Consider the following 21795-nt stretch of genomic DNA (forward strand, 5'->3'; position numbering starts at 1 on the left):
AATTCCATAAAGTTTTTCCAACTGAGGAACACTGTAGCTGCCTTTTTCAAAGAGAGAAACAATTTCACGTTTAAAATCTGCAGAATAAATCCTGTTCTTTTTAATAAGTCTGATGTTAGCTTTCATAATAAATTGATCTTTTTTTGGTCAACTTATTTCAGGGACGTACATGATTCTTGGCTCTTGATTCTTGATTCTTGATTCTTGATTCTCTTCCCTGTAACAAACTATCACTTTCACCGACATATCGAATAGTTTTTACACAGTGTTTAATAAAACTTAAATTATTTTCATACTTTTGAAGCATGATTTTTAAGGAAAGCAGAAATCTGAAGAATTTTATTTCCAAACTTTTGTTTGGGATTTACTTCATTGCGCTGTTTTCCCAAAGTTTTCACCATCATGATGCTGTCGATTATTTTAAAAGTTTCCACTTTAAAAAGACAGAAAATACAATTGCTAAATCTTCAGCTAAAGAAAAGCCGGGCGACTGTCTGGCGTGTCACTTCTTAGCGACAGGAAATACATTAGTTCCGGACGAGTACAGTTTTACATTCGATCATTTTTCGCATGAGGTAAAACAGGTTATTGCTGTTCAGGAAAAAATATGGTCTCAGACCAAATTTACTTTTCAACTTCGGGGGCCTCCCGCAGTTTCATAAATCATAGATTTTTATGGGCTTTAATTGATGTTAAAGTTCAGTACTTTGGGTTTAAAGCTAATGGCTGATAGATGAGAATTTCGAGTTTCCGAATTCTGGTTTATCGAGGTTCAGGATACAGGTTTTGAGTTCGGTTTTTAAGACTGGAGATGGAAGAGGGAAGACAGAAGTCTCCGCAGGTCTTAAATGAAATATCATTTCTTGTAAACGGATTCAGGATGCGGAATTTGGGATTCAGGATTTAGGATGCGAGTTTTGAGTTCGGTTTTTAAGACTGGAGATGGAAGAGGGAAGACAGAAGTCTCTGCAGGTCTTAAGTGTGAGTATCATTTCTTGTGAACGGATTCGGGATTATCGAGTTAGGCGGTTTGAGATTATATGAGTGTAGAGTTGAGTTGTTGATTCAAAGCTCACCAAAACTTTATTACGGCAAAAGTCTCATGTCTCTAATCTCACGTCTGAAATCTAAAATCTCATCACTTACCATATCAGTCATTCCTACATTTTACATTGTACTTTTTACAATTTAAAATAAACCCCTTTAATAAATTTTTTACGAAAAAATGTACCTGAAACGGTACACAATCAATCTATAGACAATGAAATTGATATATAGTCTGATGTTGGTCTTTTGCGGACTGGCATTGATAAGTGCACAAAAAACGTACTCGGTGGAAGGAACCGTTCAGGATTTTCACGATAAAACCATGCTGGAAAATGCGGTGGTGAACATCGGCGGATTCACTGCGAAAACAGACACTAAGGGTAAGTTTACGTTTAACAAAATTCCTGCGGGAAAATATATACTCATTGCCAAACATCCTGATTGTAATGATTATACTGAAAATATAGCAGTTACTCAGGATGTACACTTGGTCATTACCCTGGAGCACCATATTAAAGATATTGAAACGGTTACGGTTCACGGCAGCCATAAGAACAATGGAAGTATGGTTGTGAAAACTATTGACAAATCCATGATTTCAAGGAATGTTAGTGAAAACCTGGGGAATCTATTAACAAATATTTCAGGTGTTAACGTTCTCAAGACGGGGAATAATATTACAAAACCTATTATTCATGGGCTTTATGGTAGTAGAGTTTCTATTCTTAATGATGGGGTAAAACTGGCCGAACAGGAATGGGGTGTAGAACATGCCCCTAATGTTGATGTCAATAATTTTGAACATATTGATGTCATAAAAGGCGCATCTGCCCTGAAATATGGTGGTGGAGCTGTAGGTGGAGTGGTTGTTTTACAGCCTCAGATCTTACCTAAGAAAGATACGATAATGGGAAGTATTTCTCTTTCAGGAATTTCCAACGGAAAAGGAGGTGATCTTAATGTAAAACTCTCTAAAACCTGGGAAAATGGCTGGGCCGTTAAAACCAATGGAAGTTTTAAAAAATTGGGGGATCTTGAAGCTCCGGATTATGGCTTGATGAATACAGGGCTTGAGAGCTCCGGATTTAATTTTGGAGTTCAGAAGATGACATTTGAGAAAGGTATTTCTTTTGATTATTATCTGACGAAGAGTACAATAGGGATTCTCAGAAGTTCTCATGTAGGGAACTCTGAAGACCTGCGTAATGCACTTACGGCACCGGAACCTATTTATCAAAGGAATTTTAGTTATGATATTGATAATCCGAAACAGGAAATCGAGCATCATATTGCTAAAGTTTCTGCTTACAAAAGGTTTGAAAATTTTGGAAAGATTACGGCGACTTACAGCTTCCAGTACAATCATAGAAAAGAATATGATATTAGACGTACCGATGAACTCAGTAAAAAACCGGCATTGGATCTTGAACTGATAACCAATGATCTGAGTGTGAATCACCTGATAGAAAGAGCGAAATGGAATCTTGAAACAGGAATTAATGCAGGATATCAAAACAACTATTCCAATACCCAGACCGAGGCAAGACGTCTTGTTCCAAATTATGACAGATATTATGCGGGAATTTATTCTGTATTTAAATATAAGATGACACCCCATTTGGATCTTGAGCTGGGAGGCAGATATGATTATGACCGTTATGAAGTCACAAAGTGGTATGATCTGAGTGACTGGAATAAAATGTATGCAGCGGATTATTCAGATTTTGTAGTAAGAACCAACCAAAACAGAATTCTGACAAACCCATCTTTAAGCTATAATAATATTTCGGTAAACGGAGGGATTGTCTATCATCCATCAGAATATTTTGATCTGAAATTTAATTATGCCAGAGTTTCAAGATCTCCGAATGTTGCAGAGCTTTTTGCAGACGGACTTCACCATTCTGCAGCTATTATTGAAAGAGGGGATATGAGAATGAAAAGTGAAACAGGAAACCAGTTTAATTTAGTTGCTGATGTAAAAGCAAATGTTTTAAAAGGATTGAATATTTCAGTAAACCCATACTTCTTTTATACTCAGAATTTCATCAATCAGATTCCTACAGGATACCAGAATACCCAATGGGGAGGGGCTTTTGTAGTCTATAATTATCAGCAGATCAATGCAAAAATGTATGGAGTGGATCTTGATGTTCAGCTTAATATTACAGATCATCTTACTTATAAGGGAAGCGGATCATATGTTTACGGACAGGATACAACGCATGATGTACCGCTTATTCTGATGATGCCTCCGAATTTTAATAATTCATTGGAATTCAACAAGAAAGAATGGAAGAACTTTTATGTTACGGTAAGTAACAATACCTATTTGAAACAAACAAGATTTCCGATTTATAATGTTCCCATCAGATTATTTGATTCAGATGGAAATGCTTATAATGAAGAAGTGGATATTTCTACACCTCCAAACGGATATTCGCTTTGGAACCTTCAGACAGGGGTGAATTTGTCTAAAAATTTCGGAATTGACTTTTCAGTCCGGAATGTATTGAATACGTCTTACAGAGATTATCTGAACAGGCTTCGTTTCTTTTCCAGCGAGATGGGAAGAAACTTTATTTTAACTCTTAAATATCAATTTTAATTACTTAAAATCAAAAAAATGAAAAATATTTTTAAAAATACTACATTTATTCTTGGACTTTTATTCCTAACAGTTTCTTTCAGTTTAACTTCATGTAACAGAAGCGATGATGAAGCGGATGACCTTCCTCAGGAAGAACTTTCAGATGTTCTGCTAAGAGTAACAGATGAGGCTACCGGAGTTCCTGCAGTGTATGATTACCAGGTGAATAGTACGACTAACCCGAATGTTAAACTAATCAACGGTCATACTTATAATGTAGAAGTCATTTTCAAAAATGGGAATGAAGATGCCACTCAGGAAATTAAAGATGCTAAAGATGAACACTTCCTGGTGTACAACTTTCCAAACTCTGATATTACTTTAACACGTACAGATGATGCGAGCTCAACAAGAGGAGACGGAAAACGTGTTGGACTGAAAACAAAATGGGTAGTAAATACTGCTGTAAAAAATGCTTCTGCAGCCAGCCAGTTGGTTCTTACATTATTCCACGAGCCGGTAACCGTTTCTGAAGCTTCTGCAGTAAGTGGAAACGGAGTCATTTATGGAACTCATACAGGAGGTGAAACAGACGCACAGGCAAATTATAATATTATTAATTAATATATCCTTTAATCTTGTAAACAAAAAACCACTGATATATTCAGTGGTTTTTTATTTATAGACATTTGAAGACTAAGAATTGATTAGAAGTAGGTTATTCTCATAAAATTTTCATATTTTTGCAACCTAAAATTTTAATCAATAATGAAGGTTACCGCACAAAACCATGATGACGTAAGTGCATTACTTACAGTGACATTGGAAAAATCTGACTACAAAGAAAAAGTAGAAAAGCAGTTGATTAATTATGCTAAAAATGCGCAAGTTCCTGGTTTCAGAAAAGGGAAAGTGCCTTTGAGTATGGTTAAAAAACAATATGAAGCAGGTATTGCATTCGAAGAAATCAACAAACAGGTTTCTGACGCATTGAACAACTACGTTAACGAAAACAAGTTAAGATTAGTTGGACAGCCTGTTCCTCAGCCAGTAAACCAATTGGACTACAACGCTGAACAAATTGAAGTTGGTTTCGAGGTAGGATATGAGCCTGAATTCACTATAGATTTAGCTAAATATGAAGCTCCTCATTATAAAGTAGAGGCTTCTGACAAGGAAATCACGAAGAGCATTGAGAACATGCAGAGACGTTTTGCGGAGCAGGTTCCTCAGGATAAAATCGGTAAAGATTCTTATATCGCTTTAGAGATTTCTCAGGTTGTAGAAGAAGATGCTGAAGGAGAGCACCACCACCACCCAAAGAATGCTACCATTACAGCTGAAAACAAAGAAGCTTTCAAATTGGTAAAAGCTTTGAAAATGGACGGTTCTGTAAAAGTATCTAAAGAAACTCTTGCATCTGACGAAGAATTAGCTAAAGAATTAGGATTCACTAAAGAAGAAGTTGAGCACTTACACCATGCTGAAGTAGAAGTTAAAGTAAAAGATTTCTATGCATTGAACTTAGCTGAACTGAACCAGGATCTATTCGACAAAGTATACGGAGAAGGAACAATCACCTCTGAAGAAGAGCTTAAAGAAAAAGTAAAATCTGAATTGGATGAGTACTTCCAGCAAAATGCTGACGTTCACTATGTGAATAAAGTATTGGAGCAGGTTACTGAGAAAGAAGAAGTGAAACTTCCTGAAAATTTCCTGGTAAAATGGTTAATATTCTCTAACCAGAATATTCAGTCTGAGGCACAGGCTAAAGAAATCCTTGAAGCAGAAAAAAGCCAGTTAAGATACCAGATCATTGAAGGTAAATTAATGACGGATAATGAGATCAAATTAGACTATGCTGATGTATTGGCACAGGCTGAGCAGTTGGTGAAAAACCAATTGGCGATCTACGGAATCCACCACCTAGGTGACGAAGAAATCCAGAAATACGCTGTTGAGATGTTGAAAGACCAGGAGCAGGTAAGACAAATTTCTTCTGAAGTAGCTATGGCTAAACTGAAAGATGTAATCCTTGAAAAAGGAGGAAAAAAAGAAACTAAAATCTCTCACGACGAGTTTTTAGAAGAACTTAAGAAATAATTTATTTCGATATAAATATTTGAAAACCTCTGGGAAACCGGAGGTTTTTTTATGTCCCATTTAAAGGAGTTTTTGTTTATTTAATCACAATGCAGGATAAGAGCTTTTTGTTTTAATGAGGATAAGAAAGTTAGAGATTATCCGGATTTGAGTGGTTCTGTTAACCAAGATTCAAAATCTTCACATGGTTACTTAAAGGTACAAAAGGAACTTCTGCCTTTCAGTAAAATCCCAATTTTCACCGGCTGTGATTCTATTTCGCAGCATCTTTTCACAAGCTTGTTTTCTTAAAAAATCCTAATGTATTATAATGTATTCCAATAAATATTCTTTGGCTTATTTCTTGTGACCATTATTCCTATATTTACATTTTAAAACTTATTATAGATATGAAAAAGATCATCATTCCGTTTTTCTGTGCCGTATTGTTTTCAGTTCCGGCAGCAGCTCAGCAGACCAGCGCAGCTCCCGCAAAGACGGAAGTCGTGAAATCTAAACTGACACCCAAAGAAATTGTTGACAATTACTTCAAAGCTTTGGGGGGTAAGGCAAAATTAGAAGCTGTAAAATCTACAGTGATTGATAACAGCCTTAGCGTTCAGGGGATGGATATCACCATGAGCACAACAAAAATGGGTAATAAATTCAAGTCTGTACAAACAGCAATGGGACAGACCATAAGCCAGGTTTTTGACGGTGAAAAAGGATATATAGACAGAGCGGGACAGAAAACAGATTTCCCTGCCGAGAATATTGCTGAACTGAAAAAAGGAACAACCGTTGAAGCTTTAGGCTTTAATGCTGCTAACTTTCAGACCGCTACAGTAGAGAAACTGGACGCTAAAGATTATAACGTATTATCTTCAGATAAAGGGAAATTTTACTTTGACGCTGCAACGGGACTTTTATATAAGTCTACGGTTGGACAGGGAAATGTCATTGTAAAAAATTATACTACAGTAGAAGGATTGAAATTCCCTTCTGAAGTAGATATTGATGGAAATGGCCAGAAAGTGACCATTAAAACGACAAAGGTTGTTTTAAATGCTCCCGTTTCTGATGCAGATTTTAAATAGAAACAATTATTTTTATAAGATTAAAGCCGGATATTCTCCGGCTTTTTTTTGGTCTGAATAATTTTAACTCAAATTTAACTATAATGAAAATTTTAGCATTTCTTCACGTGGTGAATAATTGATATTTTTAGCACGAAAATAAATTCAAATTATATGAAGAAAGTTTTATCATCATTTGCGGTCATCTTCCTGATGTCTTCAAATGTTTTCGGGCAGAATATCCCTGTGGATTCTTCCGTGAGAATCGGTACCCTTTCCAATGGAATGAAGTACTACATCAAAAAAAATACATTACCTGAAAAGAAAGTGGATTTCCGTCTGGCAATCAATGCCGGATCTATTCTTGAGGATGAAAACCAGAGAGGTTTGGCTCACTTTATGGAGCACATGAACTTCAACGGAACCAAGAATTTCCCGGATAACAAACTTGTCGATTTTCTACAGTCTATCGGGGTGAAATTCGGGCAACACCTGAATGCTTACACAAGCTTTGACGAAACCGTTTACATGCTTCCCGTTCCATTGGATAAACCCGGAAATCTGGATGCAGGACTGAAAGTAATGGAAGACTGGGCTTTTAATGCTACGCTTTCTGATGCTCAAATCAATAAAGAAAGAGGGGTTGTTCTGGAAGAACTGAGATTGGGTCTTGGGGCAGATAAAAGAATGGCAGATAAATATCTTCCTAAATTATTATACAAATCACAATACGCAGATAGACTTCCTATCGGTAAAAAAGACGTGTTGGAAAACTTCAAACCGGATGTGATCAGAAAATTCCACCAGGACTGGTACAGACCGGATCTGATGGCGATTGTAGTGGTAGGAGACATCAACGTGGATGAAGTTGAAAAGAAAATCAAAGATAATTTCAGCAAATATAAAAATCCATCCAAGCCAAGAGAAAGAAAAGTATTTGACCTGCCTAACCATAAAGAGACATTAGTAGCGATAGAAACTGACCCTGATGCTACCAATTCTATGGTTCAGTTCATTATGAAAGATGCTGATGCTTACAAGCCGGACGTAACGGTTGAGCAATACAACCAGACGATCGTCGAAGGCCTTTCTACAACGATGTTGAACAACAGACTGAAAGAACTGATCAATTCAAACAATCCGCCTTTTACATTCGGATCTGTATATCATGGAGGAACTTATGCCAGAAGCAAAGAAGCTTTTCAGGGATTTGCCATGGTAAAAGAAGGAAACCAGCTGAACGCTTTGAAAGTTTTGTTAGAAGAAGTAGAAAGAGCAAAGAGATTCGGATTTACACAAACTGAACTTGACAGAGCAAAATCGCAGATGTTATCCAATCTTGAAAGATCTTACAACAACCGTGACAAGACAGAAAGCGATATGCTGGTAGACGAATATGTAAGAAATTTCCTGGAGCAGGAACCGATGCCGGGAATCGCCTGGGAATATGATGATACGAAAGCTTTCCTTCCTAAAGTTACTTTGGCACAAACCAATGACGTTATCAAGAAAATGGTGAAGGATGACAGCAGAGTTATCGTGATCACCGGACCTAAAAAAGATAACGTGACAATGCCTACAGAAGCAATGGTTCTCAATACCTTTGAATCAGTAAAAATGGCGGATCTTAAGCCTTACGAGGAGAAAGCAGCCATCAAAAACCTGATCAAGCCTTTCAAATCTGAAGGAAAAATTGCTAAAACGGAAACCGATGCGAAATTAGGAACAACCACCTGGACATTGAGCAACGGAGCTAAAGTGACTTTCAAAAAGACAGATTTCAAAGATGACGAAATTGTATTTTCAGCAAGAAGCTTAGGAGGAAACTCTCTGATCTCTGATGCTGATTTTATCAAAACTCAGTTCGCTTTCGGAGCATTATCCGAAGCAGGCGTGGGCGGATTGTCAAAAGCGGATCTTACCAATTATCTTGCAGGTAAGCAGGTGAGTGTAAATCCAATGATTGGACCTTACTTTGAAGGGATTTCAGGAAGAACTTCCCAGAAAGATTTAGGAACTGCTATGGAGCTTACATATGCCTATTTTACGGGATTAAATTACAATCCTGCCGCATTCAATGCTTACAAAGAAAAGCAGTCTGCCATGCTGGATAACCTTCTGTCTAATCCTCAGGCGTATTTCTCCAACGAGCATGCAAAATTCATGAACCAGAAGAACCCGAGATTCATCGGACTGTTCCCAATGGAGAAAGACTGGGCGAATACAGACTATAAAAAAGCATACGATATCTATAAAGAGAAATTTGCCAATGCCGGAAACTTCCAGTTCTATTTCGTTGGAAATATAGACGAGGCTACGTTCAAAGAGCAGGTACTTCAGTACATCGGAAGCCTTTCATCAGCCGGTAAAACAGCAACGTTTAAAGATACAGGCTACAGACAATTGACCGGAGATTATTCGAAAGTGTACAAAAAAGGAAAAGATCCTAAGAGTATGGTAACGATCTCTTACAGCGGAGAAACACCTTACAACGAGAAAGAAGCCTTAGCTCTTGCAGCACTTGGAGAAGTAGCGACCATCAAAGTGATCGAAAAACTGAGAGAAGATGAAAGCGGAATCTACGGTGGTGGAGCGAGAGGAAGTATGAATAAAATTCCTTACAGCACTTACAATTTCAGCATTAGCTTCCCATGCGGGCCTGAAAATGCTGACAAGTTAACGAAAAGTGCCATTACCGAACTTCAGAAACTGATCGACAAAGGTCCGGAGCAGAAAGACCTTGACAAATACAAAGAAGGGGAATACAACGACAATAAAACAGAACTTAAGGATAATATGTTCTGGTTGAGTTCTCTTGCTAAAAACCAGTTAGATGGCAGCGATAAATACGACATCCTGAACTATCAGGAAAAAGTAAAAGCGCTTACCGTAAAAGATCTTCAGGATGTTGCCAAGAAATACCTTGCTAAAGGAAAAATTACAGCAACACTGATGCCGGAAGACGGATGGGAAAATACCAAAAAAGCTGATGCCAAACCTGCAGTGGTAGGCGCATCAGTCACTAAATAATATTTTTCAGAATAATTGATAAAAGAAAAACCGCAGATCAGTCTGCGGTTTTTTTGTTGTGTGATACTGTCAGTTCCTTTCTCTTCTGTTTCAATTAAATACGTCAAGTTCTGTCGTAATCAACGGCTAGCTTCGCTTCAGAGACATTTGAAAAAAAATAGTAATTGATAAAAACACAGCTTATGAAAAAATTATTTGATGATGATTGGAGTGATGATTTATCAGGGTTTAAGATCATTTCCACAGAAGATCTGAATAAAGGATTTGTGGGAGATCATAGTATTTTGAAAGATACTATAATCAACAATGATGATTCTCCTGATTACAGAAGTGTTTTCCATGATGACAGAAACACTCCTTTAGGTTATTCTTATCTCACGGATCATCCTGTATCCGTATTTGCTTCAACCGGTGTCAATGAAAAAGGCGAAAAAGGATATGAATATTATGCAGAAGTTCTGTCTTGTGAAACGGGCTCTCAGGTATATGGAAGCTATAAGGCTAATGAAAGAAAAAAACAGGCATTATTTCTGTTTTATGAGAAGCCGGATTCCAAAAAATCAAACTTTTCAGGAAATTTCTATATTGCCAAAATGGGAGATTATTTTGTAGATCTATTCAAAAGATTTCCCCAGCCATTATCTTCTAAAATAAACGGTCAGTTTTTCAGGGATATCACCTCTATGGAAGATGAAGCAGCTTACCTCACGCAGTTGGCGTATACTTTTGAAAAAGATAAGATTAATGCTGCTCTTGTTCATCAGGCTTTGATGAGAGAATATCAGTTTTATACCGGAGACAGAAGGTTTGAAGAGATCATCGGAAATATTTCTTCTATTCCGGCTGATGCTATCGGATGGTGTGCAGAACAGCTGGACAAATTAAAACCTGCGGAAAAGAATTATAATCCTGGATCTAAAGATTATGCACCATTAATTCCTTTTATCGGAGGGATTCCGGTTCCCGTTAATATCAATAAGGCAACACTGTTCTTTGAGGGGTTGGGAGATCATCCTTTTGTTCAGGGAGCCGAGGCAGCTTTTACAAAAGTATGGTCAATGGTCGAACGGGCAGCCGGAAAGATTGCAAATGCTTCGATAGACCACCTTCCGGATGCTTTTAAAAAGATGCTTAATAAAATCTCAGGAGTTATTACAGATATTAAATCTTTTCTCAGCAATGTAAAAGACGACCTCGATGACCTCGTCAAGTCGGGTTTGGAAATCCTTAAGCTCTTCAATGCTTTTTATTGTGGCATTCACAGTGGTCTTATCAGTCTTATACAGTGTCTGCTCTATATTTTAGAATTTCTTTTACAACCTACCACAGCTTTTTCGTACCAGCAATATCTGGAAAGAAGAGACCTGATGGAAAAAGCAGAAGATGTACTGGACTGGGTAGCAGAAAATGGTCCTAAATTCTTACAGGGAGTTAAAGATCTTTTCAAATCAAGTAGGAACCTTTCAGTCTCTGATATGGAAGGAATGCTGGATAAGATGAAGGAATATTTTGGGGATATTTCCCGTTACACCATAGCTTTTTTTACAGGTATTATTGCTTTTGAAGTACTGATTAATATTCTGCTTATCACCTTTACAGGAGGTGCCGGGAATATTGTAAAAGGGGAAACTTATCTGGCTAAAATAACGAGTCTGCTAAAAGTTATGGCCCGGGAAACTTTTTCTGTGGTCACGTTGGGAATTCCGGACCTGCTGGCTTTTCTTTCAAGATTTATTATTAGATTTGGAAAAGCTTGTACCAATGGCTTCAAAGGTTTTTTCAGGTTTATAGAGGAACTGATGCAGGGGGCGAAGAATGGTGCGAAGGCGGAGGATCTGGCAGATGAAGTTCATGATCTGGAAGAAGTAATCATCAGAGGAAGAAAACTTCAGAGAGGCGGCGGCGATCCAACTAAATCTTTTGCTGAAAATGCAGGAATCAGAATTGAACGATGGATAAGTGAAAATAAGGTCTTTGGACAATCTATGGATTATACATGTGTTTCAACTTCTTTAAGAATGGTATTGGATGATAAAGGAATTATTAAAAGTGAAAAGTATCTTGCTAGTGCTTTAAACACCACCACAGAAGGAGCAAGAATTAAAGACATTCCAGATGCACTATATAACAGCTATTTGGATGATGTGGTTGCTATAGCAGAAAATAAAATAGTTTTACCTAGGTTATTGGAGAAACTAAAAGATGGAGATAAGGCTATTATTAGTCTATATCAAAAAGAATTTGGTTATCATGCAGTAGTACTGGAAAAAGTTGAGAATGGACAAGTATTTTTACGTGATCCCTTGCCGATGAATCAAGGCACTTCTTATTCTATGAAGATAGAAGATTTTAAAAATATATTTAATAAGAAAGCAGTAATTATTAAAAAATAAAGTCATGACAGAATCAGGAAACATAAAATATAATACAAAAGGAGAGAAGCCATCAAAAGGCTATGAGGTAGTTAGAGTAAGAAATATAGTTAATGCAAAAGAGGTTTTAGATAATTTTAAAAATGCAGTATTAACATTCTTAAAGAACAAGAATATTCACTATGAAGATCCAAAGTGGAAAGAATTACTTCCTCAGGGAATTGTAAACAAAGTCAAACAGTTAGATGATGATGATTATGGATATGATGAATTGTTAGATGACATAGATATGGCTATCTATAACTTCCAAGATATTAAAAAATGGGAATGGTACAGTTCATTAGAAACCGAAAAAGGATTTGATATTATTGTAAAAGGTGATTTTAATGCTATGTTCATCAGCTTTATCCACTGCCAGAATGTTCCATTAGACAATATCAGGATCATAGATGCAGATAAAGAAGAAATTTATGAGTTGAAAACGATTAAAGATTATACCACCTATAAGATTTTGAAATAATAAATTCAAGCTACTCATGAGTAGAATATCAATCTGATAAAAGAAAAACCGCAGATCAGTCTGCGGTTTTTTATTGTTTTAAGAGCCATAAGCTTTTTTCCATTCATCGGCAGCTTCACTTAAAACACCGTAGAACGCTTCACCGTATTTTCTGGTGAGGGGCGTTTTCAGGAATTTATAGATAGGAACCTGCAGTTCTTTTCCCAGAGCGCACGCATCACTGCATACACTCCATTCGTGGTAGTTCAGGGCTGTGAACGTAGAATATTCTGTAACACGGATAGGGTAGAGGTGGCAGGAAATCGGCTTTTGCCAGTCTATAGCACCGTCTTCATACGCTTTCTCAATACCGCACTTCGTGATTCCTCTTTCATCAAAAGTTACATAAGCACATTCTCGGTCTTCTACCATAGGGGTCACATACATTCCGTCTTCCGGATCTGTAGTCCATGTTCCCTGTTCTTCAAGGGCTTTGATGCCTTCCTGGGTGAGATAAGGCTTTATTTTATCTAGAATACTGTCTAAAATCTCAAGTTCATCCTTATCCAGGGGAGCACCTACATCTCCTTCCACACAGCATGCACCTTTACATTTCGTAAGGTTGCAAACAAATTCTTCGGAAAATATATCCTCTGAAATCAATTTATCGTCTATCTGAATCATAATCTTTAAAATAAATCAAAATACGTACCTGCTTTAAAAGCAATCAAACTTATAATGATAAGCCATAAGCTTACCTCCTGCATCCAGTATTTAGGCAAGAATCTCATCATCCTGCTCAGGATAATGCTCGACGGAAATGCCAGAAGCAGTAAATACTCATAGTTTTTATTCATGTACAGAATAATAGTCACCAGCTGAGCCAGTGAGAAAACAAGCAGAAATGTATATTTATATCTGCTTATAGGGCTTTTCTTGTTATAGTTTGTGAAGTGGTCGTATACCGCATAAATAAGCATCAGCAAAATAGGAATCAGTGGAAAAAGATCCGTATAATCCGTCATCGGTTTCATTTTTCCAAACGGGAAATAATCTATATTCCACGTCGTAAAACTGAAAAAGAACATGATGGAAAAATAACTGAATGCAATTAATATAGTTCCTAAGAGAAATCTGAAGAGATTTAAGCTTATTTTTTGAGAAGTAGCGATCACGTGAACAATCACGAAAAGGGCCATGGGCCAGGTGGTGGGAAGGAAAATAAAATTCAAAGCTACAATAGCTCCTACCAGAACATACGACTTCTTTCTGATATCTTCATCCGCACTGGTGAGGAGCAGAAGCAGAAACGAATTGGTAAGCAGCGAAACGGCAATTCCGATGTCCAGATTTCCCGGATAAAGTCCGAAAATAAAAAATGTATACAGGAATAACGGCAGATGCGTCTGATAATTAAGCGCAATGCTGTGAAAACAAAAATATCCCAAAGCAATTCCCAGGAAAGTTACCCCGGCAATAATGGCTTCATAAGTATTGAAATTCAGTATGTTAAATATTATAACTACTAATAGAAGAAAACCAATATAAACAGGAATTGAAAAAATATTGCTTTCTTTTGAAAGTAATTTAAACATTTTTTATAAATTTGTACAAAGTTAATTTAAAAAAGGAAAATAATGACGTCTTTCTGGTTATTCTTAAGTAAAGTTTTCAAATGGGCCTTCGGTTTTTTTGATGCATTTGGAAATGTTCTGAACTGGATTTTATTTATCGTTTGCTGTGTACTGTTTACTTACTGGTGCTATGTATTGGTAGTAACTCTTGGTGGTGATAAAGATAAAGACTATTATTCTCCGACTGAGGGTAAGAACCCTTACTACGATCCTAAGATCTATAAAAAAGAAGGTTAATTAATTGGTTATATAGTAAAAAACCGATCGGACTTAGGTCTGATCGGTTTTTTTATTAACAGTTAAAATTTAATTTCTTCTAGTCGTGGATGGGAAGTACCAGCACCGGCACGGGTGAATCTTTTGTAAGCCCCTTCGTTAAGCTTCCTACAAAAACATCATAAATTCCACTTCTTCCGTGGGATCCCATGACGATATAATCTGCGTTTTTAGCCTTGGCATAGTCCAGAATGGTATCTTTGGCTATTCCCTGTTTTAAAAGATGCTCACAATCCACATCCTGTGCTATAATGCGCTGCTGAATTTTATTCAGCTCCACCAGTTCACCTCGGATTTCGTTGGCTTCTACCTCAGGAAAATATTGATATCCCATATCACCGATCGCAAAACCAATATCCGTTGGCGCTACGTGAATCAGAAAGATTCTGCCGTTTAACTGTTTTGCAAATTTTACGGCTCCTTCTACAAGCTGTTCTGTTTTGTCCCCAAAATCTACGGGTAGTACAATATTTATCATGACCTCTAATTTTGTTATTCTAAAGGTAAGAAAAAAATGCCAAAATTTTATGTTAAATACTTATAATATTCGGATGTCAAGAATTTTTTCTTCTTTCAGATAAGCTTCCAGAACGTCGTTTTCATTTACTTTCCCCACCCCTTTTGGAGTTCCTGTAAAAATAAGATCACCCACTCTCAATGTGAAATACTGGGAAGCAAAAGCAATGATGTCATCAATACTGAAAATCATATCTTTTGTATTGCCATCCTGAACTTTTTCTTTGTTTTGAAGAAGTGAAAACTGAAGTCCTTCCAGATCATAGCTCTCTTTGCTGAAAAAGTTTCCTACTACTGCAGAACCGTCAAAACCTTTGGCAAGTTCCCACGGAAGACCTTTGGATTTAAGGTCAGTCTGAAGATCTCTCGCTGTAAAATCTATCCCTAAGCTGATTTCCTCATAATGCTTGTGAGCCACTTGTTTCTGAATGTATTTCCCACCTTTTGAAATCTTTACAACCACTTCCAGCTCATAATGTACGTCATCTGAAAATTCAGGAATGTAAAAATCATTTCCTTTCAAAACCGCCGTGTCAGGCTTCATGAAAATAACCGGTTGTTCAGGAATTTCGTTTCCTAATTCTTTCGCATGCTCGCTGTAGTTTCTTCCAATACAAATGATTTTCATAACTCTTAATTATTGATGTTTTATGTGTAAAGATGAAGTAATCTCTAATTATTTTAAATCTTAAATCCTATTGATGCGTAAACTCATTCCCACAGTAGTAGCAGACAAACTTCTGACTGGACAAAATGGAGATTCCAAAGAAGCTCGTCGCTCTGTCGTCTCTGTAGATATGATTTGAACCACACTTCGGGCATACAAAATCAAATGCCGGATCCTTGATGGTATGTTCTACCTCCAGTGAATACGCCTCATTGTCATTGTAATCCTGCAGAATCTGTTTCGCTTTTTCCAGATCATCTTCAAAAACCTGAAGCTGAATGCCGCCCACAGCCTGTGAAAGCAGCCAGTCAGACTGGATGAGCTGTTCGTTCGCAATGAAACCGTTCACTCCGTTTTCGGCAAGGATCTGTTTGTCCCTGTTGGCTTCAAGAGCGGTTTCGTAAAATTTAAAACGGACCAGATCTGACATATATTAAAACTTGCTTGATAGTTGAATTTTGGTGAAGACTTTCTTCGTGTACAGCGGGAAATCCGCATTCTGAAGCCATCCGTAATAGCCTAAATCCTTCTGGAATACAGCTTTTACCACCTGACCTTTATATTTTCCGAAGTTGAAAACAGCTTCCGTTTTATCATTATACCCGATAAATCCGGCAAGGTCAGCATTTTTATTATGGAAGGTGAACTCGCTTAAAGGAGCAATCTCATTCGGGATATCGTCATATTTTCCAACCTGTGCATCCAGTACCTCGAAAGTTGCCATCACATCAGCTTCTGCAGAGTGGGCGTTTTCCAGAACCTTTCCACAGTAAAACTGATAGGCAGCTCCCAGGTTTCTTGGTTCTTTTTTGTGGAAAATAGTCTGTGCATCCACCAGTCTGAATTTACTTAAATCAAAATCAATTTCAACTCTCAGAAGTTCTTCAGCCAGAAGCGGAACATCGAAACGGTTGGAATTAAATCCTCCCAAATCGCTTCCTGCAAGCATTTCCATCACCTTTGGAGCGATATCTCTGAATGTTGGAGCATCTTTTACATCTGCATCATAAATTCCATGGATTAAACTGGATTCGTTGGGAATAGGCATTTCCGGGTTTACACGCCAGGTTTTGCTTTCTCTGGAAGCATCCGGGTTTACTTTTAAAATGCAGATTTCTACGATTTTGTCTTTTCCGATATTCGTTCCTGTCGTTTCAAGGTCAAAAATACAAAGGGGTTTATGGAGTTTTAAATTCATTTCTTTAATTTGAAAATAGGTTAATTTAATAATGTGCTGATGTGCTGATTTGATGATATGTTGATTTGATGATGCTGATGATATACTAATTTCTAACTTCTAGCCTCTAATTTCTAACTCAGCTGTCTTTGAAAAACCAGCGATACTAATATATAATAAATAACAAGCATCGGAATCCCTACAATCTGAAATATAATCAGAATAGCAATTCCGCCGCCTAATAAAATAACTTTCGGGTAATTGTCCTGCAGCTTTTTCGATTTGAATTTCATCGCCATCATCTTGATCGGGCTGATCAGAAGCCATGATGTGATAACCGTTAATACTACCAGAAACAATGAATTGTCAAATAAGAATCCAAATGTTCCGGTTTCTTTGAAAGCATAATACAGTCCAAACAGCAATACCGTGTTGGTAGGCGTATTCAGACCTTTAAAATAATAACGCTGCTCCTCATCAAGATTAAAAATCGCTAGTCTTAAGCATGAGAAAGTTGTCACGAGAAGACCTACATAACTGATGTCAAAAGGAAGGTGAAGTCCTAAAATTTCATTTCCGAACGGTTCCAGAGCTTTATACATTGTAAGACCGGGAATCAGTCCGAAACTCACCATATCCGCAAGAGAATCCAGCTGAAGTCCCAGATTGGAGTTTGATTTTACAGCGCGGGCCACAAACCCGTCAAAGAAATCGAAAATGGAAGAAAGAATGATACAGATGGCCGTTGTCTGGTAATCGCCCAGAATAAGATGTATCACCCCTATACAGCCCGCAAATAAATTGGCAAGGGTCAATAAATTGGCAAGATTATTTTTTATGAAATTCATGTCACAAAAATACAGTTTTTCCAAACTTTATACCGAAATATTAGGAAGGAAAAAATACATTAATCGGTTTTTGATGTAAATTTGCCGAATGAAATTTTTTAAAGAATTTAGAAAACAGGAAGTTCTGGCGCTTTTGTACCGGATTTTCTTAGCATACGTTTTTTATCAGATTGCCCGGCTTTTGTTTTGGTATTTCAATAAAGAACTCATCAAAGTGGACTCTGTTTCAGATTATTTCAACCTCGCGTTTCACGGGACGGCCTTTGATACCACGGCGATTCTATATGTGAACGCTTTGTTTATTCTGTTAAGCCTTGTTCCCATTGTCATCAATACAAAGAAAGGCTATCAGGCTGTTTTGTTCTGGCTGTATTTTATCACCAATGGTATTGCTTATGCGATGAATTTCGGGGATTTTATCTACTACAAATTTTCACAGGCAAGACTGACATCTACCGCTATGGAGGTGGCAAAACACGAATCCAATGTCTTTAAAGTATTCACAGTTTCTGTAGGGCAGCATCCATTTGTTCTGATATGGTTTGTTGTGCTAATGGCACTTTGGGTCTTCCTTTACAAAAAGGTGAAGGTGACAGAACAGAAACCTTTAAAACTTATTCCATACTTTATCTGGTCGGTACTCGTTCTTTGTGGGACCGCTGTTTTGGTGGTGGGAGGAATCCGTGGTGATTTCAAGCATAGCACAAGACCTATCAATTTGGTGGACGCCAACCGGTTTGTAGTCAATCCGCTTCAGGGAAATATCGTCTTGAACAGTACATTTTCGTTTTTCAGAACATTAGGAACCAATAATTTTAAAGAAGTTCATTTTGTAGACGAAAAATTTATTGCAGACAATGTTCAGCCTTATAAAATATATGACAGAAAGGTAGAAAACCGTCCCAATATTGTCATTTTTATCGTTGAATCTTTTGGGAGAGAATACTCAGGAGCTTTTAATAAAGATAAAAACATCAACGGTTACGTTTCCTATACGCCTTTTATAGACAGCCTTGCGGGACAGAGTTTAATTTTTCCCAATACTTTTGCTAATGGACGACAGTCTATTCATGGGATGAGCAGCGTATTGGCGGGAATTCCAAGTCTTACGGATGCATTTACAAGTTCGCCGTATTCCAACCAGAAAATCCAGTCTATTGTTTCGGTTTGTAATGATCTGGGCTATGATACCTCTTTTTATCACGGAGCTCCGAACGGATCGATGGGCTTCCTCGGATTTGGAAATATCTTAGGATTTAAGCATTATTTCGGAAAAAATGAATACAATCATGATGAAGATTTCGACGGAATGTGGGCTATTTGGGATGAACCATTTCTTCAGTATTTTGCAAAGAATGTAGGAAAGAAACAGCCTTTTATGACAACGGTGTTCACAGCTTCGTCACACCATCCGTTTAAAATCCCTGAAAAATATAAAGGGAAATTTAAAAAAGGAACGATAGAAATGCATGAGCCGATCCAATACACGGATTACTCTATTAAAAAATATTTTGAAACGGCGAAAAAAGAACCTTGGTTCAATAATACCATTTTCGTGTTCACAGGAGACCATACCAACCAGATCGCTTACGGCGAATATGAAAAAGCGATGAACCGTTTTGCCGTTCCGCTGATCTTCTATTCTCCAAATCCGGAATACAATCTGAAAGGCGTAAATCCTGAAACCGCTCAGCAAATCGATATTTATCCTACACTGGCAGATCTTATCGGATACAACAAACAGATCAGAAGCTGGGGGAGAAGTCTCGTGAGCGATAAAAAATACCCTTCTATTGTGGTGAATTCTGACGGAAGTTCAGAACAGTTCATCATCGGAAATCATATGTACCGCTTCGATGGAAAGCAGATCACAGGGATATACGATAAAAATGATCTCGGCTTTGAAAAGAACCTGATGGGCCAGTTGAAAACCCCCGAAACAGAAAAAGAAATGCAGACGGCAAAAGCCTGGTTCCAGGATTATATGGACAGGGTGATCAACAGGAAACTGAAATAAGTTTGAGAGTGGGAGGGTTTTAGAGTTTTAGAGTTGAGTTGCTGGTTGATAGTTGCTGGTTCGTACCCCGCATCGCGAAACCCGAAACTCATACCCCGCATTCCGGAACTTTGGCCTATCATATGCTTTGTATAATAAAAGTTTTTGCCTGTTTAAAATTTAATTTATACTTTTAGCAATAGATACATAACAAAAAACGTATATCGGAATTAAAACTATAAGAAATATGAAAAAATTATTATTAACATTCGTACTCTCTCTGTTTGGCGTATTATCGTTTGCACAGATTGAAGGGAAATGGAAGACTATAGATGATGAAACGAAGCAGGCTAAATCTGTGGTAGAAATCTTTAAAAAGTCAGACGGAAAGTATTACGGAAAAGTTTCCCAGTTGCTTATAAAGCCTGCAGATCCAAATTGCACGGGATGTAAAGATGACAGAAAAGGAAAACCAATCTTAGGAATGGAAATCATCAGAGGTCTTAAAAAAGATGGCGATGAATTTACAGGAGGAACTATTACAGACCCTAAATCAGGTAAAACGTATAAGTGTACCATCACAAAAAGTGGTGACAAGCTTAATGTAAGAGGATATATGGGCGTTTCTGTATTTGGAAGAACTCAGACATGGGATAAAGTAAACTAATCAGGTTTAAATAAAATGATAAGGCGGCATTTCAGCAATGAGATGCCGTTTTTTGTTATATGCTGATTATTTTTACAGGAATTTGGTAAAGAATTTACGGTAAAATTCTGTCCGATCTCAGAAAAAACTACAGAGAACTGAGCCAGGCGGAAGAAAAAGCTTTTTAATTCAATAGATATTAAGGCTTCTCATTCAATGAGATGCCTTTTTTGTTATGTTAGTAATAAAAAAACACTATTTTTGTAGTCTAAATTTTTCAAATAAATATGGCAGAATATACTTTTCGTGAGGTAATTGCACAAGCAATGAGCGAGGAAATGCGTAAAGACGAATCCATCTTTTTAATGGGGGAGGAAGTTGCAGAATACAATGGTGCGTATAAAGCTTCAAAAGGAATGTTGGATGAATTTGGTCCTAAAAGAGTAATCGATACACCCATTGCTGAGCTTGGTTTTACTGGGATTGCTGTAGGTGCTGCGATGAATGGTAACAGACCAATTGTAGAGTATATGACGTTCAATTTCTCTTTGGTAGGTATTGATCAGATTATTAATAATGCGGCTAAGATCCGTCAGATGAGCGGTGGTCAGTGGAACTGTCCTATCGTTTTCAGAGGACCTACTGCTTCGGCAGGACAATTGGGAGCTACACACTCTCAGGCTTTTGAAAACTGGTTTGCCAACGTTCCCGGATTAAAAGTAGTGGTTCCTTCAAACCCTTACGATGCGAAAGGATTGTTGAAAACAGCTATTCAGGATAATGACCCGGTGATCTTCATGGAATCTGAGCAGATGTATGGTGATAAAATGGAAATCCCTGAAGAAGAATATTACCTGCCAATAGGTAAAGCAGATATCAAAAGAGAAGGTACAGACGTTACTTTGGTTTCTTTCGGTAAGATCATGAAGCTGGCTATTCAGGCTGCTGAAGATATGGCTAAAGAAGGAATCTCTGTAGAAGTGATCGACCTTAGAACAGTTCGTCCTCTGGATTTTGATACCGTTTTAGCTTCCGTTAAGAAAACAAACAGATTGGTAATCCTTGAAGAAGCATGGCCATTTGGTTCAGTATCTTCAGAAATTACTTATATGGTACAGCAGAAAGCATTTGATTACTTAGATGCACCTATCAAGAGAATTACTACTCCTGATGCACCTGCGCCGTATTCAGCTGCATTATTTGCAGACTGGTTCCCTAAGCTTGAAAAAGTGAAAGAGGAAATTAAAAAAGCGATGTACGTAAAATAACTATTATAGAGAAAAACTTCCGAAAGGAAGTTTTTTCATTTATTCTATTCATGAAGAATAGTTCTTGCCCT

General features: G+C 37.4%; 19 protein-coding genes. 12 read left to right on the forward strand and 7 right to left on the reverse strand.

Translation table 11 applies throughout. From position 1 onward, the window contains the following. Positions 1–305: 305 nt before the first annotated feature. The 8 genes from IW22_RS22190 to IW22_RS22225 all read left to right on the forward strand — a co-directional run bounded on the left by IW22_RS22190 (position 306) and on the right by IW22_RS22225 (position 12717). A complete protein-coding gene (locus IW22_RS22190) occupies positions 306–662 on the forward strand; it encodes a hypothetical protein (protein ID WP_034731487.1) in 357 nt (118 codons plus the stop codon). Positions 663–1261: 599 nt separating this feature from the next. Further along, positions 1262–3655: a TonB-dependent receptor gene (locus IW22_RS22195; protein WP_034731490.1), complete on the forward strand. Its 2394-nt coding sequence runs from the start codon at positions 1262–1264 to the stop codon at positions 3653–3655. A gap of 18 nt (positions 3656–3673) precedes the next feature. Beyond that, positions 3674–4261, forward strand: a complete 588-nt coding sequence (locus tag IW22_RS22200; protein ID WP_034731493.1) for a hypothetical protein — start codon at positions 3674–3676, stop codon at positions 4259–4261. Positions 4262–4405: 144 nt separating this feature from the next. After that, positions 4406–5740, forward strand: coding sequence for a trigger factor (locus IW22_RS22205; protein ID WP_034731496.1), 1335 nt, complete (start codon positions 4406–4408; stop codon positions 5738–5740). Between the two features lie 389 nt (positions 5741–6129). Next, positions 6130–6816 (forward strand): hypothetical protein, encoded by a 687-nt coding sequence (locus IW22_RS22210; RefSeq protein ID WP_034731498.1) that lies wholly within the window; start codon positions 6130–6132, stop codon positions 6814–6816. A gap of 153 nt (positions 6817–6969) precedes the next feature. Further along, complete coding sequence (locus tag IW22_RS22215; RefSeq protein WP_034731501.1) at positions 6970–9825, forward strand: M16 family metallopeptidase; 2856 nt, start codon at positions 6970–6972, stop codon at positions 9823–9825. A 182-nt stretch (positions 9826–10007) separates the two neighbouring features. After that, positions 10008–12218: a cysteine peptidase family C39 domain-containing protein gene (locus IW22_RS22220; protein WP_034731504.1), complete on the forward strand. Its 2211-nt coding sequence runs from the start codon at positions 10008–10010 to the stop codon at positions 12216–12218. 4 nt (positions 12219–12222) lie between these two features. Next, on the forward strand, positions 12223–12717 hold the full coding sequence (locus IW22_RS22225; protein WP_034731507.1) for a hypothetical protein: 495 nt from the start codon (positions 12223–12225) through the stop codon (positions 12715–12717). Between the two features lie 78 nt (positions 12718–12795). On the opposite strand, the gene IW22_RS22230 is transcribed toward IW22_RS22225, so the two are convergent. Beyond that, positions 12796–13380: a DUF3109 family protein gene (locus IW22_RS22230; protein WP_034731509.1), complete on the reverse strand. Its 585-nt coding sequence runs from the start codon at positions 13378–13380 to the stop codon at positions 12796–12798. A 5-nt stretch (positions 13381–13385) separates the two neighbouring features. After that, positions 13386–14291 carry a DUF6427 family protein gene (locus IW22_RS22235; protein ID WP_034731511.1) on the reverse strand — a complete coding sequence of 302 codons (906 nt, stop codon included), beginning with the start codon at positions 14289–14291 and terminating at the stop codon, positions 13386–13388. A gap of 42 nt (positions 14292–14333) precedes the next feature. Here IW22_RS22235 and IW22_RS22240 point away from each other — a divergent pair, with 42 nt between their 5' ends. Further along, positions 14334–14567, forward strand: a complete 234-nt coding sequence (locus IW22_RS22240; protein ID WP_034731512.1) for a DUF6341 family protein — start codon at positions 14334–14336, stop codon at positions 14565–14567. Positions 14568–14646: 79 nt separating this feature from the next. Here IW22_RS22240 and IW22_RS22245 read toward each other — a convergent pair whose 3' ends face one another. The 5 genes from IW22_RS22245 to IW22_RS22265 form a co-directional block, all read right to left on the reverse strand. After that, complete coding sequence (locus IW22_RS22245; RefSeq protein WP_034731514.1) at positions 14647–15084, reverse strand: universal stress protein; 438 nt, start codon at positions 15082–15084, stop codon at positions 14647–14649. Positions 15085–15144: 60 nt separating this feature from the next. Then, positions 15145–15750, reverse strand: a complete 606-nt coding sequence (locus IW22_RS22250) for a fumarylacetoacetate hydrolase family protein (protein ID WP_034731516.1) — start codon at positions 15748–15750, stop codon at positions 15145–15147. 67 nt (positions 15751–15817) lie between these two features. Then, positions 15818–16219 (reverse strand): putative signal transducing protein, encoded by a 402-nt coding sequence (locus IW22_RS22255; RefSeq protein WP_034731518.1) that lies wholly within the window; start codon positions 16217–16219, stop codon positions 15818–15820. A 3-nt stretch (positions 16220–16222) separates the two neighbouring features. Next, positions 16223–16987, reverse strand: a complete 765-nt coding sequence (locus IW22_RS22260) for a 3'-5' exonuclease (RefSeq protein ID WP_034731520.1) — start codon at positions 16985–16987, stop codon at positions 16223–16225. Between the two features lie 113 nt (positions 16988–17100). Beyond that, positions 17101–17814, reverse strand: a complete 714-nt coding sequence (locus tag IW22_RS22265) for a CDP-alcohol phosphatidyltransferase family protein (protein ID WP_034731521.1) — start codon at positions 17812–17814, stop codon at positions 17101–17103. Positions 17815–17902: 88 nt separating this feature from the next. Here IW22_RS22265 and IW22_RS22270 point away from each other — a divergent pair, with 88 nt between their 5' ends. The 3 genes from IW22_RS22270 (at position 17903) to IW22_RS22280 (ending at position 21724) form a co-directional block, all read left to right on the forward strand. Continuing rightward, the gene (locus IW22_RS22270) at positions 17903–19831 is read left to right on the forward strand and encodes an LTA synthase family protein (protein WP_034731523.1); all 1929 of its coding nucleotides are present in this window, start codon (positions 17903–17905) and stop codon (positions 19829–19831) included. Between the two features lie 226 nt (positions 19832–20057). Then, entirely contained in the window at positions 20058–20477 is a 420-nt protein-coding gene (locus IW22_RS22275; RefSeq protein ID WP_034731525.1) for a DUF2147 domain-containing protein, read from the forward strand. Positions 20478–20743: 266 nt separating this feature from the next. Next, complete coding sequence (locus IW22_RS22280) at positions 20744–21724, forward strand: pyruvate dehydrogenase complex E1 component subunit beta (RefSeq protein WP_034731527.1); 981 nt, start codon at positions 20744–20746, stop codon at positions 21722–21724. The last annotated feature ends 71 nt before the right edge of the window (positions 21725–21795 follow it).

The sequence above is a fragment of the Chryseobacterium sp. JM1 genome, assembly GCF_000737715.1.
Classification (GTDB): Bacteria; Bacteroidota; Bacteroidia; order Flavobacteriales; family Weeksellaceae; genus Chryseobacterium.

What these genes read in the sequence shown, in the direction of transcription:
- IW22_RS22190 (WP_034731487.1), top strand. Translation starts at nt 306, where the DNA reads ATGATTTTTAAGGAAAGCAGAAATCTGAAGAATTTTATTTCCAAACTT.
- IW22_RS22195 (WP_034731490.1), top strand. Translation starts at nt 1,262, where the DNA reads ATGAAATTGATATATAGTCTGATGTTGGTCTTTTGCGGACTGGCATTG.
- IW22_RS22200 (WP_034731493.1), top strand. Translation starts at nt 3,674, where the DNA reads ATGAAAAATATTTTTAAAAATACTACATTTATTCTTGGACTTTTATTC.
- IW22_RS22205 (WP_034731496.1), top strand. Translation starts at nt 4,406, where the DNA reads ATGAAGGTTACCGCACAAAACCATGATGACGTAAGTGCATTACTTACA.
- IW22_RS22210 (WP_034731498.1), top strand. Translation starts at nt 6,130, where the DNA reads ATGAAAAAGATCATCATTCCGTTTTTCTGTGCCGTATTGTTTTCAGTT.
- IW22_RS22215 (WP_034731501.1), top strand. Translation starts at nt 6,970, where the DNA reads ATGAAGAAAGTTTTATCATCATTTGCGGTCATCTTCCTGATGTCTTCA.
- IW22_RS22220 (WP_034731504.1), top strand. Translation starts at nt 10,008, where the DNA reads ATGAAAAAATTATTTGATGATGATTGGAGTGATGATTTATCAGGGTTT.
- IW22_RS22225 (WP_034731507.1), top strand. Translation starts at nt 12,223, where the DNA reads ATGACAGAATCAGGAAACATAAAATATAATACAAAAGGAGAGAAGCCA.
- IW22_RS22230 (WP_034731509.1), bottom strand. Translation starts at nt 13,380, where the DNA reads ATGATTCAGATAGACGATAAATTGATTTCAGAGGATATATTTTCCGAA.
- IW22_RS22235 (WP_034731511.1), bottom strand. Translation starts at nt 14,291, where the DNA reads ATGTTTAAATTACTTTCAAAAGAAAGCAATATTTTTTCAATTCCTGTT.
- IW22_RS22240 (WP_034731512.1), top strand. Translation starts at nt 14,334, where the DNA reads ATGACGTCTTTCTGGTTATTCTTAAGTAAAGTTTTCAAATGGGCCTTC.
- IW22_RS22245 (WP_034731514.1), bottom strand. Translation starts at nt 15,084, where the DNA reads ATGATAAATATTGTACTACCCGTAGATTTTGGGGACAAAACAGAACAG.
- IW22_RS22250 (WP_034731516.1), bottom strand. Translation starts at nt 15,750, where the DNA reads ATGAAAATCATTTGTATTGGAAGAAACTACAGCGAGCATGCGAAAGAA.
- IW22_RS22255 (WP_034731518.1), bottom strand. Translation starts at nt 16,219, where the DNA reads ATGTCAGATCTGGTCCGTTTTAAATTTTACGAAACCGCTCTTGAAGCC.
- IW22_RS22260 (WP_034731520.1), bottom strand. Translation starts at nt 16,987, where the DNA reads ATGAATTTAAAACTCCATAAACCCCTTTGTATTTTTGACCTTGAAACG.
- IW22_RS22265 (WP_034731521.1), bottom strand. Translation starts at nt 17,814, where the DNA reads ATGAATTTCATAAAAAATAATCTTGCCAATTTATTGACCCTTGCCAAT.
- IW22_RS22270 (WP_034731523.1), top strand. Translation starts at nt 17,903, where the DNA reads ATGAAATTTTTTAAAGAATTTAGAAAACAGGAAGTTCTGGCGCTTTTG.
- IW22_RS22275 (WP_034731525.1), top strand. Translation starts at nt 20,058, where the DNA reads ATGAAAAAATTATTATTAACATTCGTACTCTCTCTGTTTGGCGTATTA.
- IW22_RS22280 (WP_034731527.1), top strand. Translation starts at nt 20,744, where the DNA reads ATGGCAGAATATACTTTTCGTGAGGTAATTGCACAAGCAATGAGCGAG.